The organism is Streptomyces mutomycini (genome assembly GCF_001700505.1).
GTDB lineage: Bacteria > Actinomycetota > Actinomycetes > Streptomycetales > Streptomycetaceae > Streptomyces > Streptomyces mutomycini.
In genome coordinates this window covers 16,649-32,056 of sequence record NZ_MAPV01000202.1, presented here as the reverse complement: position 1 = coordinate 32,056, position 15,408 = coordinate 16,649, and the positions used below count along the sequence as shown (strand labels likewise).

Annotated in this window: 17 protein-coding genes; 11 read left to right on the top strand and 6 right to left on the bottom strand. The window is 70.1% G+C overall.

Annotated features, from left to right (window positions below):
- From BFF76_RS25920 to BFF76_RS25890, 7 genes are all read left to right on the top strand, one after another.
- The coding region (locus BFF76_RS25920) for a carbohydrate kinase family protein (protein ID WP_065849168.1) at positions 1–990 on the top strand (990 nt) is incomplete at its 5' end.
- Between the two features lie 127 nt (positions 991–1,117).
- Positions 1,118–2,137 carry a PhoH family protein gene (locus BFF76_RS25915; RefSeq protein WP_065849167.1) on the top strand — a complete coding sequence of 340 codons (1,020 nt, stop codon included), beginning with the start codon at positions 1,118–1,120 and terminating at the stop codon, positions 2,135–2,137.
- Between the two features lie 12 nt (positions 2,138–2,149).
- Entirely contained in the window at positions 2,150–2,647 is a 498-nt protein-coding gene (ybeY, locus tag BFF76_RS25910; protein ID WP_065849166.1) for an rRNA maturation RNase YbeY, read from the top strand.
- The gene (locus tag BFF76_RS25905) at positions 2,644–3,927 is read left to right on the top strand and encodes a hemolysin family protein (protein ID WP_031091810.1); all 1,284 of its coding nucleotides are present in this window, start codon (positions 2,644–2,646) and stop codon (positions 3,925–3,927) included. Before ybeY ends, BFF76_RS25905 begins: the two co-directional genes overlap by 4 nt.
- Positions 3,924–4,277, top strand: coding sequence for an MmcQ/YjbR family DNA-binding protein (locus BFF76_RS25900; RefSeq protein WP_053928564.1), 354 nt, complete (start codon positions 3,924–3,926; stop codon positions 4,275–4,277). Before BFF76_RS25905 ends, BFF76_RS25900 begins: the two co-directional genes overlap by 4 nt.
- 80 nt (positions 4,278–4,357) lie before the next feature.
- Positions 4,358–4,711 (top strand): cytidine deaminase, encoded by a 354-nt coding sequence (locus BFF76_RS25895; RefSeq protein ID WP_053928563.1) that lies wholly within the window; start codon positions 4,358–4,360, stop codon positions 4,709–4,711.
- Between the two features lie 51 nt (positions 4,712–4,762).
- Positions 4,763–5,791 carry a GTPase Era gene (locus tag BFF76_RS25890; RefSeq protein ID WP_199831463.1) on the top strand — a complete coding sequence of 343 codons (1,029 nt, stop codon included), beginning with the start codon at positions 4,763–4,765 and terminating at the stop codon, positions 5,789–5,791.
- A gap of 182 nt (positions 5,792–5,973) precedes the next feature.
- Here BFF76_RS25890 and BFF76_RS25885 read toward each other — a convergent pair whose 3' ends face one another.
- Positions 5,974–6,240 carry a protealysin inhibitor emfourin gene (locus BFF76_RS25885; protein ID WP_053928562.1) on the bottom strand — a complete coding sequence of 89 codons (267 nt, stop codon included), beginning with the start codon at positions 6,238–6,240 and terminating at the stop codon, positions 5,974–5,976.
- A gap of 51 nt (positions 6,241–6,291) precedes the next feature.
- Positions 6,292–7,368: a M4 family metallopeptidase gene (locus tag BFF76_RS25880; protein ID WP_031091804.1), complete on the bottom strand. Its 1,077-nt coding sequence runs from the start codon at positions 7,366–7,368 to the stop codon at positions 6,292–6,294.
- 293 nt (positions 7,369–7,661) lie between these two features.
- Between BFF76_RS25880 and leuA the strand changes: the two genes are divergently transcribed.
- From leuA to BFF76_RS25860, 4 genes are all read left to right on the top strand, one after another.
- Complete coding sequence (gene leuA / locus BFF76_RS25875; protein WP_053928561.1) at positions 7,662–9,461, top strand: 2-isopropylmalate synthase; 1,800 nt, start codon at positions 7,662–7,664, stop codon at positions 9,459–9,461.
- A gap of 234 nt (positions 9,462–9,695) precedes the next feature.
- Positions 9,696–10,397 (top strand): TerB family tellurite resistance protein, encoded by a 702-nt coding sequence (locus tag BFF76_RS25870; RefSeq protein WP_031091801.1) that lies wholly within the window; start codon positions 9,696–9,698, stop codon positions 10,395–10,397.
- A gap of 54 nt (positions 10,398–10,451) precedes the next feature.
- Positions 10,452–11,198 carry a DNA repair protein RecO gene (gene recO, locus BFF76_RS25865; protein ID WP_053928560.1) on the top strand — a complete coding sequence of 249 codons (747 nt, stop codon included), beginning with the start codon at positions 10,452–10,454 and terminating at the stop codon, positions 11,196–11,198.
- Between the two features lie 22 nt (positions 11,199–11,220).
- On the top strand, positions 11,221–12,069 hold the full coding sequence (locus BFF76_RS25860) for an isoprenyl transferase (protein ID WP_065849165.1): 849 nt from the start codon (positions 11,221–11,223) through the stop codon (positions 12,067–12,069).
- Positions 12,070–12,132: 63 nt separating this feature from the next.
- Here BFF76_RS25860 and BFF76_RS25855 read toward each other — a convergent pair whose 3' ends face one another.
- The 4 genes from BFF76_RS25855 to BFF76_RS25840 all read right to left on the bottom strand — a co-directional run bounded on the left by BFF76_RS25855 (position 12,133) and on the right by BFF76_RS25840 (position 15,333).
- Entirely contained in the window at positions 12,133–12,567 is a 435-nt protein-coding gene (locus tag BFF76_RS25855) for a Fur family transcriptional regulator (protein WP_031091799.1), read from the bottom strand.
- 65 nt (positions 12,568–12,632) lie between these two features.
- Positions 12,633–13,532, bottom strand: a complete 900-nt coding sequence (locus tag BFF76_RS25850) for a metal ABC transporter permease (RefSeq protein ID WP_031091798.1) — start codon at positions 13,530–13,532, stop codon at positions 12,633–12,635.
- Positions 13,532–14,272, bottom strand: a complete 741-nt coding sequence (locus BFF76_RS25845) for a metal ABC transporter ATP-binding protein (RefSeq protein ID WP_051834553.1) — start codon at positions 14,270–14,272, stop codon at positions 13,532–13,534. The genes BFF76_RS25850 and BFF76_RS25845 overlap by 1 nt, the downstream gene beginning before the upstream one ends.
- A 71-nt stretch (positions 14,273–14,343) precedes the next feature.
- Complete coding sequence (locus tag BFF76_RS25840) at positions 14,344–15,333, bottom strand: metal ABC transporter substrate-binding protein (protein WP_065849164.1); 990 nt, start codon at positions 15,331–15,333, stop codon at positions 14,344–14,346.
- Between the last annotated feature and the right edge of the window lie 75 nt (positions 15,334–15,408).

Genomic DNA, 15,408 nt, shown 5'->3' with positions numbered 1-15,408 from the left:
CTGGACAGCGCACCGGTGCGCGGGACGGAGTCCTGGGCCCGGGGGATGGGATCCAGCCCCGGCGGCGTCGCCAACATGGCCACCGCACTCGCCCGGCTCGGCCTGCACACCTCGCTGGCCGCCGCGTTCGGCGACGACCACTACGGCGAGTACTGCTGGGATGCCCTCGAACAGGGCGAGGGCATCGACCTGTCCATGTCGCGCACGGTTCCCGGCTGGCACTCACCCGTCACCGTCTCCATGGCGTACGAGGGCGAGCGGACCATGGTCTCGCACGGCCACGAGGCCCCGGCCCCGGCCGCCTCCGCGGTACCCGGCCGCACGCTCCCGCACTGCCCGCCGCGCGCCCGCGCCGCCGTCGCCTCGCTGACCCCCGGCCGCAGCGAGCCCTGGGTGGCCGGAGCCGCCCGGAACGGCGCGATGGTCTTCGCCGACGTCGGCTGGGACGAGACCGGCCGCTGGGACCTGGACGCCCTGCCGGACCTCGGACACTGCCTGGCCTTCCTGCCCAACGCCGAGGAGGCGATGCGCTACACCCGCACCGACTGCCCCCGCGCCGCCGCCCACGCCCTGGCCGAGCGGGTGCCGCTCGCCGTGGTCACCCTCGGGGCGGAGGGGGCGTACGCGGTCGACCGGATGGCCGGGACGGCCGCCGAGGTGCCCGCCATCGAGGTGGAGGCCCTTGACCCCACCGGGGCGGGCGACGTCTTCGTCGCCGGATTCGTCACCGGGACGCTGGCCGGCTGGCCGCTCGCCGACCGTCTCGCCTTCGCCGGGCTGACGGCCGCCCTGTCGGTCCAGGAGTTCGGCGGCTCACTGTCCGCACCCGGATGGGCGGAGATCGCCGGATGGTGGCAGCAGGTGCGCACGTTCGACGACCAGGACCCGGCGGCGCTGGAGCGCTACGCCTTCCTGGAGGAGCTGCTGCCCGCCACGAGCAGGGCCTGGCCACTGCGCCGCGCCGTCCCGACCATCGGCTTCCGTCAGTGAAGGGCTGATGATCACCGGGTAAAACCTGTCGGTGATGTCGGTGGTGAGTCGTACGCTGGTAGTCCAGAGGCGGTCGAGCAGCGACGGCCCTGCAACGGGAGGTATGCGCAGGCCCGAGGGCCGGCCCATGACTCAGTCACCTACACAGCCGCAGACGGCCCGGATCAGCATTCCGGCCGCACACCCCATGGTGATGCTTCTGGGGTCGGGCGATTCGCTCCTGCGCGTGATCGAAACGGCGTTCCCGGCCGTCGATATCCATGTCCGGGGCAACGAGATCAGTGCGACTGGAAGTGCGGCGGACGTCGCCCTGATCCAGCGCCTGTTCGACGAGATGGTGCTGGTGCTCCGCACCGGACTGCCGATGACGGAGGACGCTGTGGAACGCTCGATCGCCATGCTCAGGGCGAGCGGGAACGGCAACGGGGAGGGCGCGGAGACCCCCGCGGAGGTGCTCACCCAGAACATCCTCTCCAGCCGTGGCCGCACGATCCGCCCCAAGACGCTCAACCAGAAGCGGTACGTCGACGCGATCGACAAGCACACCATCGTCTTCGGTATCGGCCCCGCGGGCACCGGCAAGACCTATCTCGCCATGGCCAAGGCGGTCCAGGCCCTGCAGTCCAAGCAGGTCAGCCGGATCATCCTGACCAGGCCCGCCGTCGAGGCGGGGGAGCGGCTCGGGTTCCTGCCCGGCACGCTCTTCGACAAGATCGACCCGTATCTGCGCCCGCTCTACGACGCCCTGCACGACATGCTCGACCCCGACTCGATTCCCCGGCTGATGGCCGCGGGCACGATCGAGGTCGCGCCGCTGGCATACATGCGCGGCCGCACTCTGAACGACGCCTTCATCATCCTGGACGAGGCGCAGAACACCAGTGCCGAGCAGATGAAGATGTTCCTCACCCGCCTCGGCTTCGACTCGAAGATCGTCGTCACCGGTGACGTCACCCAGGTGGACCTGCCGACGGGCACCAAGAGCGGCCTCCGTCAGGTCCAGGAGATCCTGGAGGGTGTCGAGGACGTGCACTTCTCCAGGCTCACCTCCCAGGATGTCGTCCGGCACAAGCTCGTCGGCCGTATCGTCGACGCGTACGAGAAGTACGACAACGCAGAGGGCCCCAAGGGCCGCAACGGGAAGTAGTCGCAGCGCACCATGTCGATCGACGTCAACAACGAGTCCGGAACCGAGGTCGACGAGCAGGCGATCCTCGACATCGCCCGCTACGCGCTCGCCCGGATGCGGATCCATCCGCTGTCCGAACTCTCGGTGATCGTGGTGGACGCCGCCGCCATGGAGCAGCTCCACATCCAGTGGATGGACCTCCCGGGCCCCACGGATGTCATGTCCTTCCCGATGGACGAGCTCCGTCCCCCGGCCAAGGACGACGAGGAGCCCCCGCAGGGGCTCCTCGGCGACATCGTGCTCTGTCCGGAGGTCGCGAAGAAGCAGGGCGAGGACGCCGAGACGCAGCACTCCATGGACGAGGAGCTCCAGCTCCTCACGGTCCACGGGGTGCTGCACCTCCTCGGCTACGACCACGAGGAGCCCGACGAGAAGGCCGAGATGTTCGGCCTCCAGGCGGCGATCGTCGACGGCTGGCGCGGTGAGCGCGGCCTCACCGGTCCGTCGCCGGCCCCCACCGTCTCATGAGCTTCCCCCTCATCTCGGGCGCCGTCCTGCTCGTCGTCGTCGGCTGGCTCGCGGCCTGTGCCGAGGCCGGTATCGCGCGTACGTCGAGCTTCCGCGCGGCCGAGGCCGTCCGGGTGGGGCGCCGTGGCAGCGCCAAGCTCGAACAGGTCGCCGCCGACCCCACCCGCTATCTCAACGTGGCACTGCTCGTCCGGGTCGCCTGCGAGATGTCGGCGGGCGTGCTCGTCACCTACGCCTGCCTCCAGGAGTTCACCGAGACCTGGCAGGCCCTCGCCGTCGCCATGGGCGTGATGGTCCTCGTCAGTTACGTCGCCATAGGTGTCTCGCCGCGCACCATCGGCCGCCAGCACCCGCTGAACACCGCCACGGCCGCGGCGTACGTCCTGCTGCCGCTGGCCAGGATCATGGGGCCGGTCCCGCAGCTGCTGATCCTCCTGGGCAACGCGCTGACCCCGGGCAAGGGCTTCCGCAAGGGGCCCTTCGCCAGCGAGGCCGAACTGCGCGCGATGGTCGACCTCGCCGAGCAGGAGTCGCTCATCGAGGACGACGAACGCCGCATGGTGCACTCGGTCTTCGAGCTCGGTGACACCCTCGTGCGCGAAGTCATGGTGCCCCGCACCGACCTGGTCTGCATCGAGCGGTACAAGACGGTCCGTCAGGCACTGACCCTCGCACTGCGCTCCGGCTTCTCCCGTATCCCGGTGACCGGGGAGAACGAGGACGACATCGTCGGCGTCGTCTATCTGAAGGACCTGGTCCGCAAGACGCACATCAACCGGGACGCGGAGGCGGACCTGGTCTCCACGGCGATGCGCCCCGCCGCGTTCGTCCCCGACACGAAGAACGCCGGTGACCTGCTGCGCGAGATGCAGCAGGACCGCAGTCACGTCGCCGTCGTCATCGACGAGTACGGCGGCACGGCCGGCATCGTCACCATCGAGGACATCCTCGAGGAGATCGTCGGCGAGATCACCGACGAGTACGACCGCGAACTCCCGCCGGTGCAGGAGCTGGAGAACGGTTGCTTCCGGGTGACCGCCCGGCTCGACATCGGCGACCTCGGGGAGCTGTTCGGCCTCGACGCGTACGACGACGAGGACGTGGAGACGGTCGGAGGCCTGCTGGCCAAGGCGCTCGGGCGGGTCCCGATCTCCGGAGCCTCCTCCATCGTCGACCTTCCCGACGGACGCAAGCTCCGCCTGACCGCGGAGTCCCCGGCGGGCCGCCGGAACAAGATCGTCACGGTGCTGGTGGAACCGGAGGGAATGGAAGCGGTATGACTCCCCAGGAGCTGCGTACGTTCTGCCTGGAGTTCAACGCGAGCGCGGAGGAGTTCCCCTTCGGGCCCGAGGCCTCGGTCTTCAAGGTCCTGGGAAAGATGTTCGCCCTCAGCGCGCTCGACGCGCGGCCTCTTCAGGTCAGCCTCAAGTGCGATCCGGACGAGGCGCTGCGGCTCCGCAAGGACCATGCCGCGATCGTCCCCGGCTGGCACCTGAACAAGCGGCACTGGAACACCGTGACGGTCTCCGGGCTCCCGGACCGGATGGTCCGGGAGCTCGTGGAGGACAGCTACGACCTCGTGGTGGCCGGGCTCCCCAAGGCGGAGCGGCTTCGCCTGGACCGTCCGTAAGGGGCTGCCCTGCCACGTCCGGCGGGCGCACGAGGACCCCGTCGTCCGGCGGACGCGCACCACCTTCGTATGCTCGGCGCATGACCGACAGCACAGAGCTCGCCGCCGAGGACCGCAAGATCGTCACGCTGGCGCGCAGCGTCCGCGCCCGCAACGGAGTGCCTGAGGGCGCGGCGGTACGGGACGAGACAGGACGTACGTACGCCGCCGGCACCGTGGCCCTGGAGTCGCTGAAGCTCAGCGCGCTGCAGACCGCTGTCGCCATGGCGGTGGCCAGTGGTGCCACGTCCCTGGAGGCGGCGGCCGTCGTCTCCGAGGCCGGGACCGCCTCGGACGCGGACCGCGCCGCCGTCCGTGACCTGGGCGGACCGGACACCCCGGTGCTGCTGGCGGGGCCCGACGGGACGCTCCGGTCCGCCTCGACCGCGGGCTGATCCGGGGCGGCGGCGCCCTGCTGTGCAATGCCGCCGCCCGGATCGGGGAGAATGGGCGCCATGAGCGCCCGACCGAACACAGAAGCTGCTGCGCAGCAGGCTGAGAACACCGCCCCCCACCGGGCCGGCTTCGCCTGCTTCGTGGGCCGCCCCAACGCGGGCAAGTCCACCCTCACGAACGCTCTGGTCGGTCAGAAGGTGGCGATCACTTCCAACCGCCCCCAGACCACCCGGCACACGGTGCGGGGCATCGTGCACCGTGACGACGCCCAGCTGATCCTGGTGGACACGCCGGGCCTCCACAAGCCGCGCACGCTGCTCGGGGAGCGGTTGAACGACGTCGTGCGGACCACCTGGGCCGAGGTCGACGTCATCGGCTTCTGCCTGCCGGCCGACCAGAAGCTCGGCCCCGGCGACAAGTTCATCGTCAAGGAACTCGCCGGGATCAAGAAGACCCCGAAGATCGCGATCATCACCAAGACCGACCTGGTCGAGCCCAGGGCGCTCGCCGAGCAGCTGCTCGCCGTCTCCGCCCTGGCCGACGAGCTCGGCTTCGAGTGGGCCGAGATCGTGCCGGTCTCCGCGGTCAAGGAGGAGCAGGAGGGGGGACGCAGTCCCTCGAACAAGGGTGGTGGGGGGCGAGGGGCAGGCCAGGTGAGTCTGCTCGCCGACCTCATCGCGCCGCTGCTGCCCGAGAGCCCCCCGCTCTACCCGGAGGGCGACCTCACCGACGAGCCCGAGATGGTCATGGTCGCGGAGCTGATCCGCGAGGCCGCGCTGGAAGGCGTACGGGACGAGCTGCCGCACTCCATCGCGGTCGTGGTCGAGGAGATGCTGCCCCGCGAGGACCGGCCGGCGGACAAGCCGCTGCTGGACATCCACGCGAACGTCTACATCGAGCGGCCCAGCCAGAAGGGCATCATCATCGGCCCGAAGGGCAAGCGGCTCAAGGACGTCGGCACGAAGTCACGCAAGCACATCGAGGCCCTGCTGGGCACACCGGTCTTCCTGGACCTGCACGTGAAGGTCGCCAAGGACTGGCAGCGCGATCCGAAGCAGCTGCGCAAGCTGGGGTTCTGAGCGGCCCCGGACCGGTGGTCGGAGGCCGGCGCAGCAGTGCGAAGCCGCTGAGGCTCCTGGGCCGAGGGGTGCGAGCGCTGCGTGTGGGGTGGGTCCCGAAGCAGCTGCGCAAGCCGGGGTTCTGAGGCCGGTCTCCCGGGCCGGGTCGCCGGTGCGCCTCAAGGGTGCCGGCAGACCCGGGGCTAAGCGCCCTCTTTCAGGACCCGGGAGATCAGCGTCCGCTGCGCCTCGGTCAGCCGGGGGTCCGCGCAGTCGACCGCCAGGTCGCCCACGGTGATCCGGTAGCGGAAGCCGTCCGGCACCCCCGCGGGCGGGCCGCCCCGGCCGCCGGCGACCGCCGCCTCGGCCAGGGCCTCCCAGTCGGCGGCGTCGGGCCGTCCCGCGGTCTCGACCTCGCCGTGGCGTGCGATGCCCGCGAACCCGCCGGTCCGGCTCACCTGAATGCGCATGCGTACTGGCTCCTGCCTGGCGTCCGGACGGCCCCGCTCGTACTTACCCGGTCACCGGGTCGGCACGCCCACCTCCGACCAGGCCTTCAGCACCGCCTCGGCCTCGTCACCCTCCCCGAACCTGTGCCGCGCAGCCGCGACGGTCAGCTTGGCGAAGTCCGTGAAGGACGCGTCCTGGGCCAGCTCTCCGCCGGTCAGCACGTCGAACCAGATCTGGCCGGCCCGCTCCCAGGCGTTGCCGCCGAGAGCCGTGGCCAGCAGGTAGAAGGCCCGGTTGGGGATGCCGGAGTTGATGTGGACGCCCCCGTTGTCCTCGTCCGTCTCGACGTAGTCGTCCATCGAGGCGGGCTGCGGGTCCTTGCCGAGCACGTCGTCGTCGTACGCCGTGCCGGGAGCCTTCATCGAGCGCAGCGCGACGCCGCTGACCCTGGGGGCGAGCAGCCCCGCACCGATCAGCCAGTCTCCCTGGTCCGCGCTCTGGCCCAGTGAGTACTGCTTGACCAGGGAGCCGAAGACGTCCGACACGGACTCGTTGAGCGCGCCCGACTGGCCCTCGTAGGCGAGGTTGGCCGTGTACTGGGTGAGCCCGTGGGCCAGTTCGTGGGCGATCACGTCGATGGCGACGGTGAAGTCGAGGAAGATCTCCCCGTCGCCGTCCCCGAAGACCATCTGCTCGCCGTCGAAGAACGCGTTGTTGTACTTCTCGTCGTAGTGCACGGAGCCGATGAGCGGCAGCCCCTTGCCGTCGATCGAGCTGCGTCCGTACTCCGTGAGCAGCAGGTCGAAGGTGGCGCCGAGCCCGGCGTACGCGCGGTTGACGCTGGCGTCCTGGGTGGCTTCGTCACCCTCGTCGCGGACCTTGACGCCCGGCAGGTCCGTGCCGTGACGGCAGTCGTACAGGGTGCGGTGGGGCTTGGCCGGGACCGGGGCGGAGGTGCGGGCGGCTCCGGGGGTCCGGGCGAGCGCGGTCACCCGCCGGTGGTGGCGCCTGGCGCCGTCGGCCTCCAGGGTGCGCCGTGCGGGATCGGCCAGGCGCGGATCGTCGGCCTGGGACAGCTTGTCGAGGACGTGGGGCGGCACGATGGTGCAGAAGACGGGCTGGAGCCCGTTTTTCGGTCGAGGCTGCATGCAAACGACTGTGGCACTCCGTCACCACCGATGTCACTGGTTGCGATGACGATTGACGAAATGGAGTGATCTATCACTGTTGTGCCTCCACGGCGGCCCGATCCCGCATACTGATACGGACCGACGCAACAGGCGCCCCTCGGTTAGTGTTGCCGCATCATGCGTTTCGGGCTGCTCCTTCTTAGCTGCCGCGGCGAGGGCCTGTAGTCGTAGGCCGGCTCCCTCCCCGCGGAGTTCGCTGTTGCAGCGACACAGTCGGCCGCCCCTGCTGGACCTCAGAGGAGCCGTACGCCATGACCGCAGTGAATCCCCCCGCGCACACCGATGCCGTCATCACCCCCGTCGGTGGACCCACGCCGGTGACCAACGCGAAGCAGCTGCAGAAGCCTTCGGGGATGCCGGTCCACAAGTACCGCGGTTACGAGGCCGTCGACATCTCAGACCGCACCTGGCCGGACAACCGCATCACCCGGGCGCCCCGCTGGCTGTCCACCGACCTGCGCGACGGCAACCAGGCCCTGATCGACCCCATGTCGCCGGCCCGTAAGCGCGAGATGTTCGACCTGCTCGTACGCATGGGCTACAAGGAGATCGAGGTCGGTTTCCCGTCCTCCGGCGAGACCGACTTCGCCTTCGTGCGCTCGATCATCGAAGAGGGCGCCATTCCCGAGGACGTGACGATCTCCGTCCTGACGCAGGCCCGCGAGGAACTGATCGAGCGGACCGTCGAGTCGCTGGTCGGTGCGCGGCGCGCCACCGTCCACCTGTACAACGCCACCGCCCCCACCTTCCGCCGTGTGGTCTTCCGCGGCTCGAAGGAGGAGGTCAAGCAGATCGCCGTGGACGGCACCCGTCTGGTCATGGAGTACGCGGACAAGATCCTCGGCGACGGGACGATCTTCGGCTACCAGTACAGCCCCGAGATCTTCACCGACACCGAGCTGGACTTCGCCCTGGAGGTCTGCGAGGCCGTCTGTGACGTCTGGCAGCCCGAGGAGGGCCGCGAGATCATCCTCAACCTGCCCGCCACCGTGGAGCGTTCGACGCCTTCCACCCACGCGGACCGGTTCGAGTGGATGTCCCGGAACCTGACCCGCCGTGAGTACGTCTGCCTGTCGGTCCACCCGCACAACGACCGCGGCACCGCCGTCGCCGCCGCCGAACTGGCGGTCATGGCGGGTGCCGACCGCATCGAGGGCTGCCTGTTCGGCCAGGGTGAGCGCACCGGCAACGTCGACCTGGTCACCCTGGGCATGAACCTGTTCTCGCAGGGCGTCGACCCGCAGATCGACTTCTCGCAGATCGACGAGATCCGCCGCACCAGCGAGTACTGCAACCAGATGGAGGTCCACCCGCGCCACCCCTACGCGGGTGACCTGGTCTACACGGCCTTCTCCGGCTCCCACCAGGACGCCATCAAGAAGGGCTTCGACGCCATGGAGGCCGACGCGGCCGCCCGGGGCGAGGGCGTCACCGTCGACGACCTCGAGTGGGCGGTGCCGTATCTGCCGATCGACCCGAAGGACGTCGGCCGCTCCTACGAGGCGGTCATCCGGGTCAACTCGCAGTCCGGCAAGGGCGGAATCGCCTACGTCCTGAAGAACGACCACAAGCTGGACCTGCCGCGCCGGATGCAGATCGAGTTCTCCCGGATCATTCAGGCCAAGACCGACGCCGAGGGCGGCGAGGTCACGCCGACCCAGATCTGGTCGACCTTCCGGGACGAGTACCTGCCGAGCCCCGAGAACGCCTGGGGGCGGGTGCAGATCCGTTCCGGTCAGACGACCACCGGTTCCGACGGCCAGGACACCATCACCGTCGAGGCCACCGTCGACGGCTCGGACACTGTGCTGACCGGCACGGGCAACGGTCCGATCTCCGCGTTCTTCGAAGCGCTGCAGGCCATCGGCATCGACGCCCGCCTGCTGGACTACACCGAGCACACGATGAGTGAGGGTGCCAGCGCCCAGGCCGCCTCCTACATCGAGTGCGCGATCGACGGCAAGGTGCTGTGGGGCATCGGTATCGACGCCAACACCACGCGCGCCTCGCTCAAGGCGGTCGTCTCCGCGGTCAACCGCGCGACCCGCTGACACCATCAGGCGGCATTACGGGCATACGTCTGATACGCCGCTGAAGTGCCCGGCCCGAGAGCCCCGTTCGCCCGCCGAGGGTGGACGGGGTTCGGCCATATCCCGGTGTTGTGACGTCGGGGATACTGACGCCACATCACGCATGTGGCTAACATCACGTCCAACGCGGCAATGTTGCCGTGGGGGTACCTCCCGTGCCCGAAGGGCTACGGGGGAGTTACGGAGGTGTGCGACGTGCGGACAGCCAAAGGACAACGCGCCCTGAGACTGCGCATCTACGGCACCCGTACGGCCTGGGACACCGTCGGCGACGGTGAGTTCTTCTGCCCGTGCTGCGGGGGCGACCGCAACTACCGGCGCCTCACGGGCCGCCAACGGCTCACCGTCCTCGGACTGCCGCTGCTCGCGCGGGGCAGCGCCGGTTCCGTCGTGGAGTGCACCGCCTGCGGGACGCACTTCGAGCCCGGCACCCTCGACCACCCCACCACCACCCGCTTCTCCGCCATGCTGCGGGAGGCCGTGCACACGGTCACGCTCGCCGTGCTCGCGGCGGGCGGCACCACCTCCCGTACGGTCCTGGAGACCGCCGCGGCCGTCGTCCGCGACGCGGGCCTCGACGACTGCTCCCAGGAGCAGCTCTTCACCATCGTCGAGGTGCTCGCCGCCGACACCGGACCCGGTGACGGGACCGGCCCCGCGGCCGAGGCGTGCGGCGCCGCCCTCGCCATCGAGCTGCACGAGGTCCTGAATCCCCTCGCGCCGCACCTGGCCGTGGCCGGCCGCGAGGCGGTCCTGCTGAGGGGCGCCAGGATCGCGCTCGCCGACGGCCCGTACAGCCAGGCGGAGCGCGAGGTGCTGACCACGGTGGGCGGCGCGCTCCGGCTCTGCCCCGCCGACACGGCGAAGCTGCTGGAGGCGGCGCGTACGCCCTCCTGAGGGCCGTACGGCCCGCCCTCCCCGGCCGGTGCGCCCGTGGGCGACAATGGGCGTATGAGCTTGTTCCGGGACGACGGCGTCGTGCTGCGCACGCAGAAGCTGGGCGAGGCCGACCGGATCATCACGATCCTGACCCGCGGCCACGGGCGGGTGCGTGCCGTGGCCCGTGGGGTGCGCCGCACCAAGTCCAAGTTCGGGGCGCGGCTCGAACCCTTCTCCCATGTGGACGTGCAGTTCTTCGCGCGCGGCAGCGAGCTGATCGGCCGCGGTCTTCCCCTGTGCACCCAGAGCGAGACGATCGCCCCGTACGGCGGCGGCATCGTCTCCGACTACGCCCGCTACACCGCGGGCACCGCGATGCTGGAGACCGCCGAGCGGTTCACCGACCACGAGGGCGAGCCCGCGGTCCAGCAGTACCTGCTGCTCGTCGGCGGGCTGCGGACCCTGGCGCGCGCCGAACACGCGCCGAATCTGATCCTGGACGCGTTCCTGCTGCGCTCCCTGGCGGTCAACGGCTACGCCCCCAGCTTCGTCGACTGCGCCAAGTGCGGAATGCCCGGACCGAACCGGTTCTTCTCCGTCGCCGCGGGCGGCGTCATATGCGGTGACTGCCGGGTGCCCGGCAGCGTCGTACCCTCGGCGGAGGCCGTCGAACTGCTGAGCGCACTGCTCACCGGTGACTGGGAGACGGCGGACGCGTCCGAGGCGCGTCATGTCAGGGAGGGGAGCGGACTCGTGTCCGCCTATCTGCACTGGCATCTGGAGCGCGGTCTGCGCTCGCTGCGGTACGTAGAGAATTGACACAGGGAGACGAGAGAAGCCCATGGCAGTACGCGGGATGCTCGGTGGCCGTAACCGGCGTGACTACAAGATCCCCGAGCCGCACCCCTCCGGCGCCACCCCGCCGAAGATCCCCGGCGAGCTCGTGCCCAAGCACGTCGCCGTCGTGATGGACGGCAACGGCCGCTGGGCCAAGGAGCGGGGTCTCCCGCGCACCGAGGGCCACAAGGTCGGCGAGGGCGTCGTCATGGACGTCCTCAAGGGCTGCATCGAGATGGGTGTCAAGAACCTCTCGCTGTACGCGTTCTCCACGGAGAACTGGAAGCGCTCGCCGGACGAGGTGAAGTTCCTGATGAACTTCAACCGGGACGTCATCCGCCGCCGCCGCGACGAGATGGACGAGCTGGGCATCCGCATCCGCTGGGTCGGCCGCATGCCGAAGCTGTGGAAGTCCGTCGTCCAGGAGCTCCAGGTCGCCCAGGAGCAGACCAAGGACAACGACAGGATGACGCTGTACTTCTGCGTCAACTACGGCGGCCGTGCCGAGATCGCCGACGCGGCGCAGCGCATCGCCCAGGACGTCGCGGCCGGGAAGCTCGACCCCTCGAAGGTCAACGAGAAGACGTTCGCGAAGTACACCTACTACCCGGACATGCCTGACGTTGACCTCTTCGTGCGCCCGAGCGGGGAGCAGCGCACGTCGAACTACCTGATCTGGCAGAGCGCGTACGCCGAGATGGTCTTCCAGGACGTCCTGTGGCCGGACTTCGACCGCCGCGACCTGTGGAACGCGTGCCTGGAGTTCGCCCGGCGCGACCGGCGCTTCGGCGGCGCCGAGGAGATCACCAAGGACGAGACGGTCAGCAAGGGCGACGGGAACAGCGAGGGCTGACACCGCACGGAGGGGCCCCGGGGGCCGGGGCCCCCTCCGGGACCGGTGGTCGTACGCCCGGGGTCAGTTCTTGGCGCCCGCGCAGTCCGCGCAGGTGCCGAAGATCTCCACCGTATGGGCCACGTTCACATAGCCGTGCTGCGAGGCGATGGTCTCCGCCCACTGCTCCACGGCGGGACCCTCGACCTCGACGGCCTTGCCGCAGACGCGGCAGACCAGGTGGTGATGGTGGTCACCGGTCGAGCAGCGCCGGTAGACGGCCTCGCCGTCGGTCGTGCGCAGGACGTCGACCTCGCCGGCGTCGGCGAGGGACTGGAGCGTGCGGTAGACGGTGGTCAGCCCTACCGAGTCGCCCCTGTGCTTGAGCACGTCGTGCAGGTCCTGGGCGCTGCGGAACTCGTCGACCTCGTCGAGCGCCGCAGCGACCGCCGCCCGCTGCCGGGTTGACCGGCCGCGCACCGGAGCCGCGTTCGTGCCACTGATCGGCGCCGTCGCCACAGCTGCCTCCTCGTGTCGCCCGTACGTATGTCGGGCCATTGTGCCAGCCCGCCCACGCGTCACGGTCACACCTGCACGTCGTCCTTCGCCCGGCGGGCGGCCGGTACCTCAAGGGTGCACCGCTCCGCCTCGCGCATGCTGCCTCTGGCGCGCCTGCGGGCCAGCGGCGTGGCGAGCGCCGTCAGCACGACGAAGGCGCCGATGGCCAGCAGCACGATCGTCGCGCCGGGCGGCACGTCCTGGTAGTACGAGGTGACGGTGCCGGCCAGGGTGACGGCCGTGCCGATGACGACGGCCAGCACGAAGGTCACCTTGAACGACTTCGAGATCTGCTGCGCGGCGGCGACAGGCACCACCATCAGCGCACTGACCAGCAGCAGGCCGACGACCCGCATCGCCACGGTGACGGTGACCGCCGCCGTCACGGCGACCAGCAGGTTGAGCACCCGCACGGGCAGCCCGGTGACCCGCGCGAACTCCTCGTCCTGGCTGACCGCGAACAGCTGCCGCCGCAGTCCCACGGTGACCAGGACCACGAAGGCGGCCAGCACGACGATGGCGGTGACGTCCTCCTCGGAGACCGTCGACAGGGAGCCGAAGAGGAACGAGGTCAGGTTGGCGTTGGAGCCGGTGTCCGAGAGGTTGATCAGCATCACTCCGCCCGCCATGCCGCCGTAGAACAGCATGGCCAGGGCGATGTCGCCGCGGGTGCGTCCGTACCAGCGGATCAGCTCCATCACTACCGAGCCGGCCACCGCGACGAGCGTGGCCATCCAGACCGGGTTGGTGGAGAGCAGGAAGCCGAGGCCGACGCCCGTCATCGCGACGTGGCCGATGCCGTCGCCCATCAGGGCCTGGCGGCGCTGGACGAGGTAGATGCCGATGGCGGGGGCGGTGATCCCGACCAGGACGGCCGCGATCAGGGCCCGCTGCATGAAGGGGGGGTTCAGGAATTCCAGCATGATCAGCTCAGCAGTCCCGTCCGGACGGGCTCGGAGGCCGCGTGGGGGTGTACGTGGTCGTGGCCGGGCAGGGCGTGCTGGCCCATGGCCTCGGGGGGCGGTCCGTCGTGCATGACGCAGCCGTCACGCAGGACGATCGCCCGGTCGATCAGGGGTTCCAGGGCGCCGAGCTCGTGCAGGACGAGCAGCACCGTCGCCCCGCCGGCGACCTGCTCGCGGAGCGTCGTGGCGAGGATCTCCTGGCTGGCCAGGTCCACACCGGCCATCGGCTCGTCCATGATCAGCACCTCGGGCTCGGAGGCCAGGGCGCGGGCGATCAGGACCCGCTGGTGCTGGCCGCCGGAGAGGGCGTTCACGGAGTCCTTGGCGCGGTCGGTGAGACCGACGAGCTCGATGGCCCGGTCCACGGCCTCCCGGTCCGCCCGGCCCGGCAGCCCGAGCTTCGTACGGGACAGGCGCCCGGAGGAGACGACCTCGCGGATCGTGGCGGGGACGCCGCCCGCCGCCGTGGTGCGCTGCGGTACGTATCCGACGCGGGCCCACTGCCGGAAGCGGCGCAGCGGTGTGCCGAACAGCTCGACCGTCCCGCCGGTGAGCGGCACCTGGCCGATGACGGAGCGCACGGCGGTCGACTTGCCGGACCCGTTGGCGCCGAGCAGCGCCACGACCTCACCACGGTGGACGGTGAGGTCGACACCGCGCAGCACGGGGCGCGCGCCGAGCGTCGCCGTGGCTCCGCGCATGCTGATCACGGGTTCTGGCGTACTGGACTCGGGCACGATCGCCTCCGGTGCTGCTGCGGGTGGTTCGGGGGTCACTTCGCGCCGAGGGCCTTCTGCAGCGCGGCGAGGTTGGACTTCATGACCTCGGTGTAGTCAGCGCCCGCGGACTTGTCGGTGATTCCCTCCAGCGGGTCCAGGACGCCGGTCTTCAGTCCGAGGTCCTTCGCCAGGGTCCTGGCGGTCCTGTCGCTGGCGAGCGTCTCGAAGAACACAGTGGTCGCGTTGTTCTTCTCGGCGACGGAGTGGATCTCGTCGATCCGGGCCGGGCTGGGCTCGGCCTCGGGGTCGATGCCGGCGATGCCCTCCTGGGTGAGGCCGTAGCGCTCGGCGAGGTATCCGAAGGCGGAGTGCGTGGTGATGAACGTCTTGGTCGCGGTGTCCTTCAGCCCGGTCCTGTACGCCTTGTCCAGCGCCTTCAGTTCGGAGACCAGGGTATCCGTGTTCTCGCGGTAGTCCGCGGCGTGGTCGGGGTCGGCCTTCTCCAGGGACGCACCCACGCCCTCGGCGACCTCGGCGTACTTCACCGGGTCCAGCCAGATGTGCGGGTCGAGACCGGCCTCCTCCTCGTCCTCGTGCCCGTGTTCCCCACCCTCCTCGTGCCCGTGTTCCCCGCCCTCCTCGTGGTCGTGGCCGACCTCGGAGCCGTGGTTCTCGAGCGTGGTGAGCTCCGCCGCGTCCACGGTGTTCTCCACGCCGGCCTGCGCGACGGCGTCGTCCACGGCGGGCTGGACGCCCTTGAGGAAGAGGATGTAGTCGGCCTCGCTCAGGCCGCCGGTCTGCCGGGGGGAGAGCTCCAGGTCGTGCGGCTCGGTGCCCGGCTTCGTCAGGGTGGTGACGGAGACGTGCGATCCGCCGATCTCCTCGGCCAGGAACTGCATCGGATAGAAGGACGCCACCACGTTCAGCTTGCCGTCGCTGCCGCCCTCGGCGGCGCCGGAGGAGGAGCAGGCGGAGAGAGCGGTGAGGCCGAGGGCGACTGCTCCGGCGACGGCGGCTGTGGGTATGAGGCGGCGTACGTTCATGACAGTCATTTTCAACAAAAGTGGAAACGATTGTCAACAAGGCTGATGAGATGCCCGGATCCGGACCCGCTGACC

Bases quoted from the DNA above. Each gene is read 5' to 3' on its own strand.
- BFF76_RS25840 (WP_065849164.1), bottom strand. From the start codon at position 15,333: ATGAACGTACGCCGCCTCATACCCACAGCCGCCGTCGCCGGAGCAGTC.
- BFF76_RS25845 (WP_051834553.1), bottom strand. From the start codon at position 14,272: ATGCGCGGAGCCACGGCGACGCTCGGCGCGCGCCCCGTGCTGCGCGGT.
- BFF76_RS25900 (WP_053928564.1), top strand. From the start codon at position 3,924: ATGACTCCCCAGGAGCTGCGTACGTTCTGCCTGGAGTTCAACGCGAGC.
- BFF76_RS25890 (WP_199831463.1), top strand. From the start codon at position 4,763: ATGGGCGCCATGAGCGCCCGACCGAACACAGAAGCTGCTGCGCAGCAG.
- BFF76_RS25895 (WP_053928563.1), top strand. From the start codon at position 4,358: ATGACCGACAGCACAGAGCTCGCCGCCGAGGACCGCAAGATCGTCACG.
- leuA (WP_053928561.1), top strand. From the start codon at position 7,662: ATGACCGCAGTGAATCCCCCCGCGCACACCGATGCCGTCATCACCCCC.
- BFF76_RS25880 (WP_031091804.1), bottom strand. From the start codon at position 7,368: ATGCAGCCTCGACCGAAAAACGGGCTCCAGCCCGTCTTCTGCACCATC.
- BFF76_RS25905 (WP_031091810.1), top strand. From the start codon at position 2,644: ATGAGCTTCCCCCTCATCTCGGGCGCCGTCCTGCTCGTCGTCGTCGGC.
- ybeY (WP_065849166.1), top strand. From the start codon at position 2,150: ATGTCGATCGACGTCAACAACGAGTCCGGAACCGAGGTCGACGAGCAG.
- BFF76_RS25860 (WP_065849165.1), top strand. From the start codon at position 11,221: ATGGCAGTACGCGGGATGCTCGGTGGCCGTAACCGGCGTGACTACAAG.
- BFF76_RS25915 (WP_065849167.1), top strand. From the start codon at position 1,118: ATGACTCAGTCACCTACACAGCCGCAGACGGCCCGGATCAGCATTCCG.
- recO (WP_053928560.1), top strand. From the start codon at position 10,452: ATGAGCTTGTTCCGGGACGACGGCGTCGTGCTGCGCACGCAGAAGCTG.
- BFF76_RS25885 (WP_053928562.1), bottom strand. From the start codon at position 6,240: ATGCGCATTCAGGTGAGCCGGACCGGCGGGTTCGCGGGCATCGCACGC.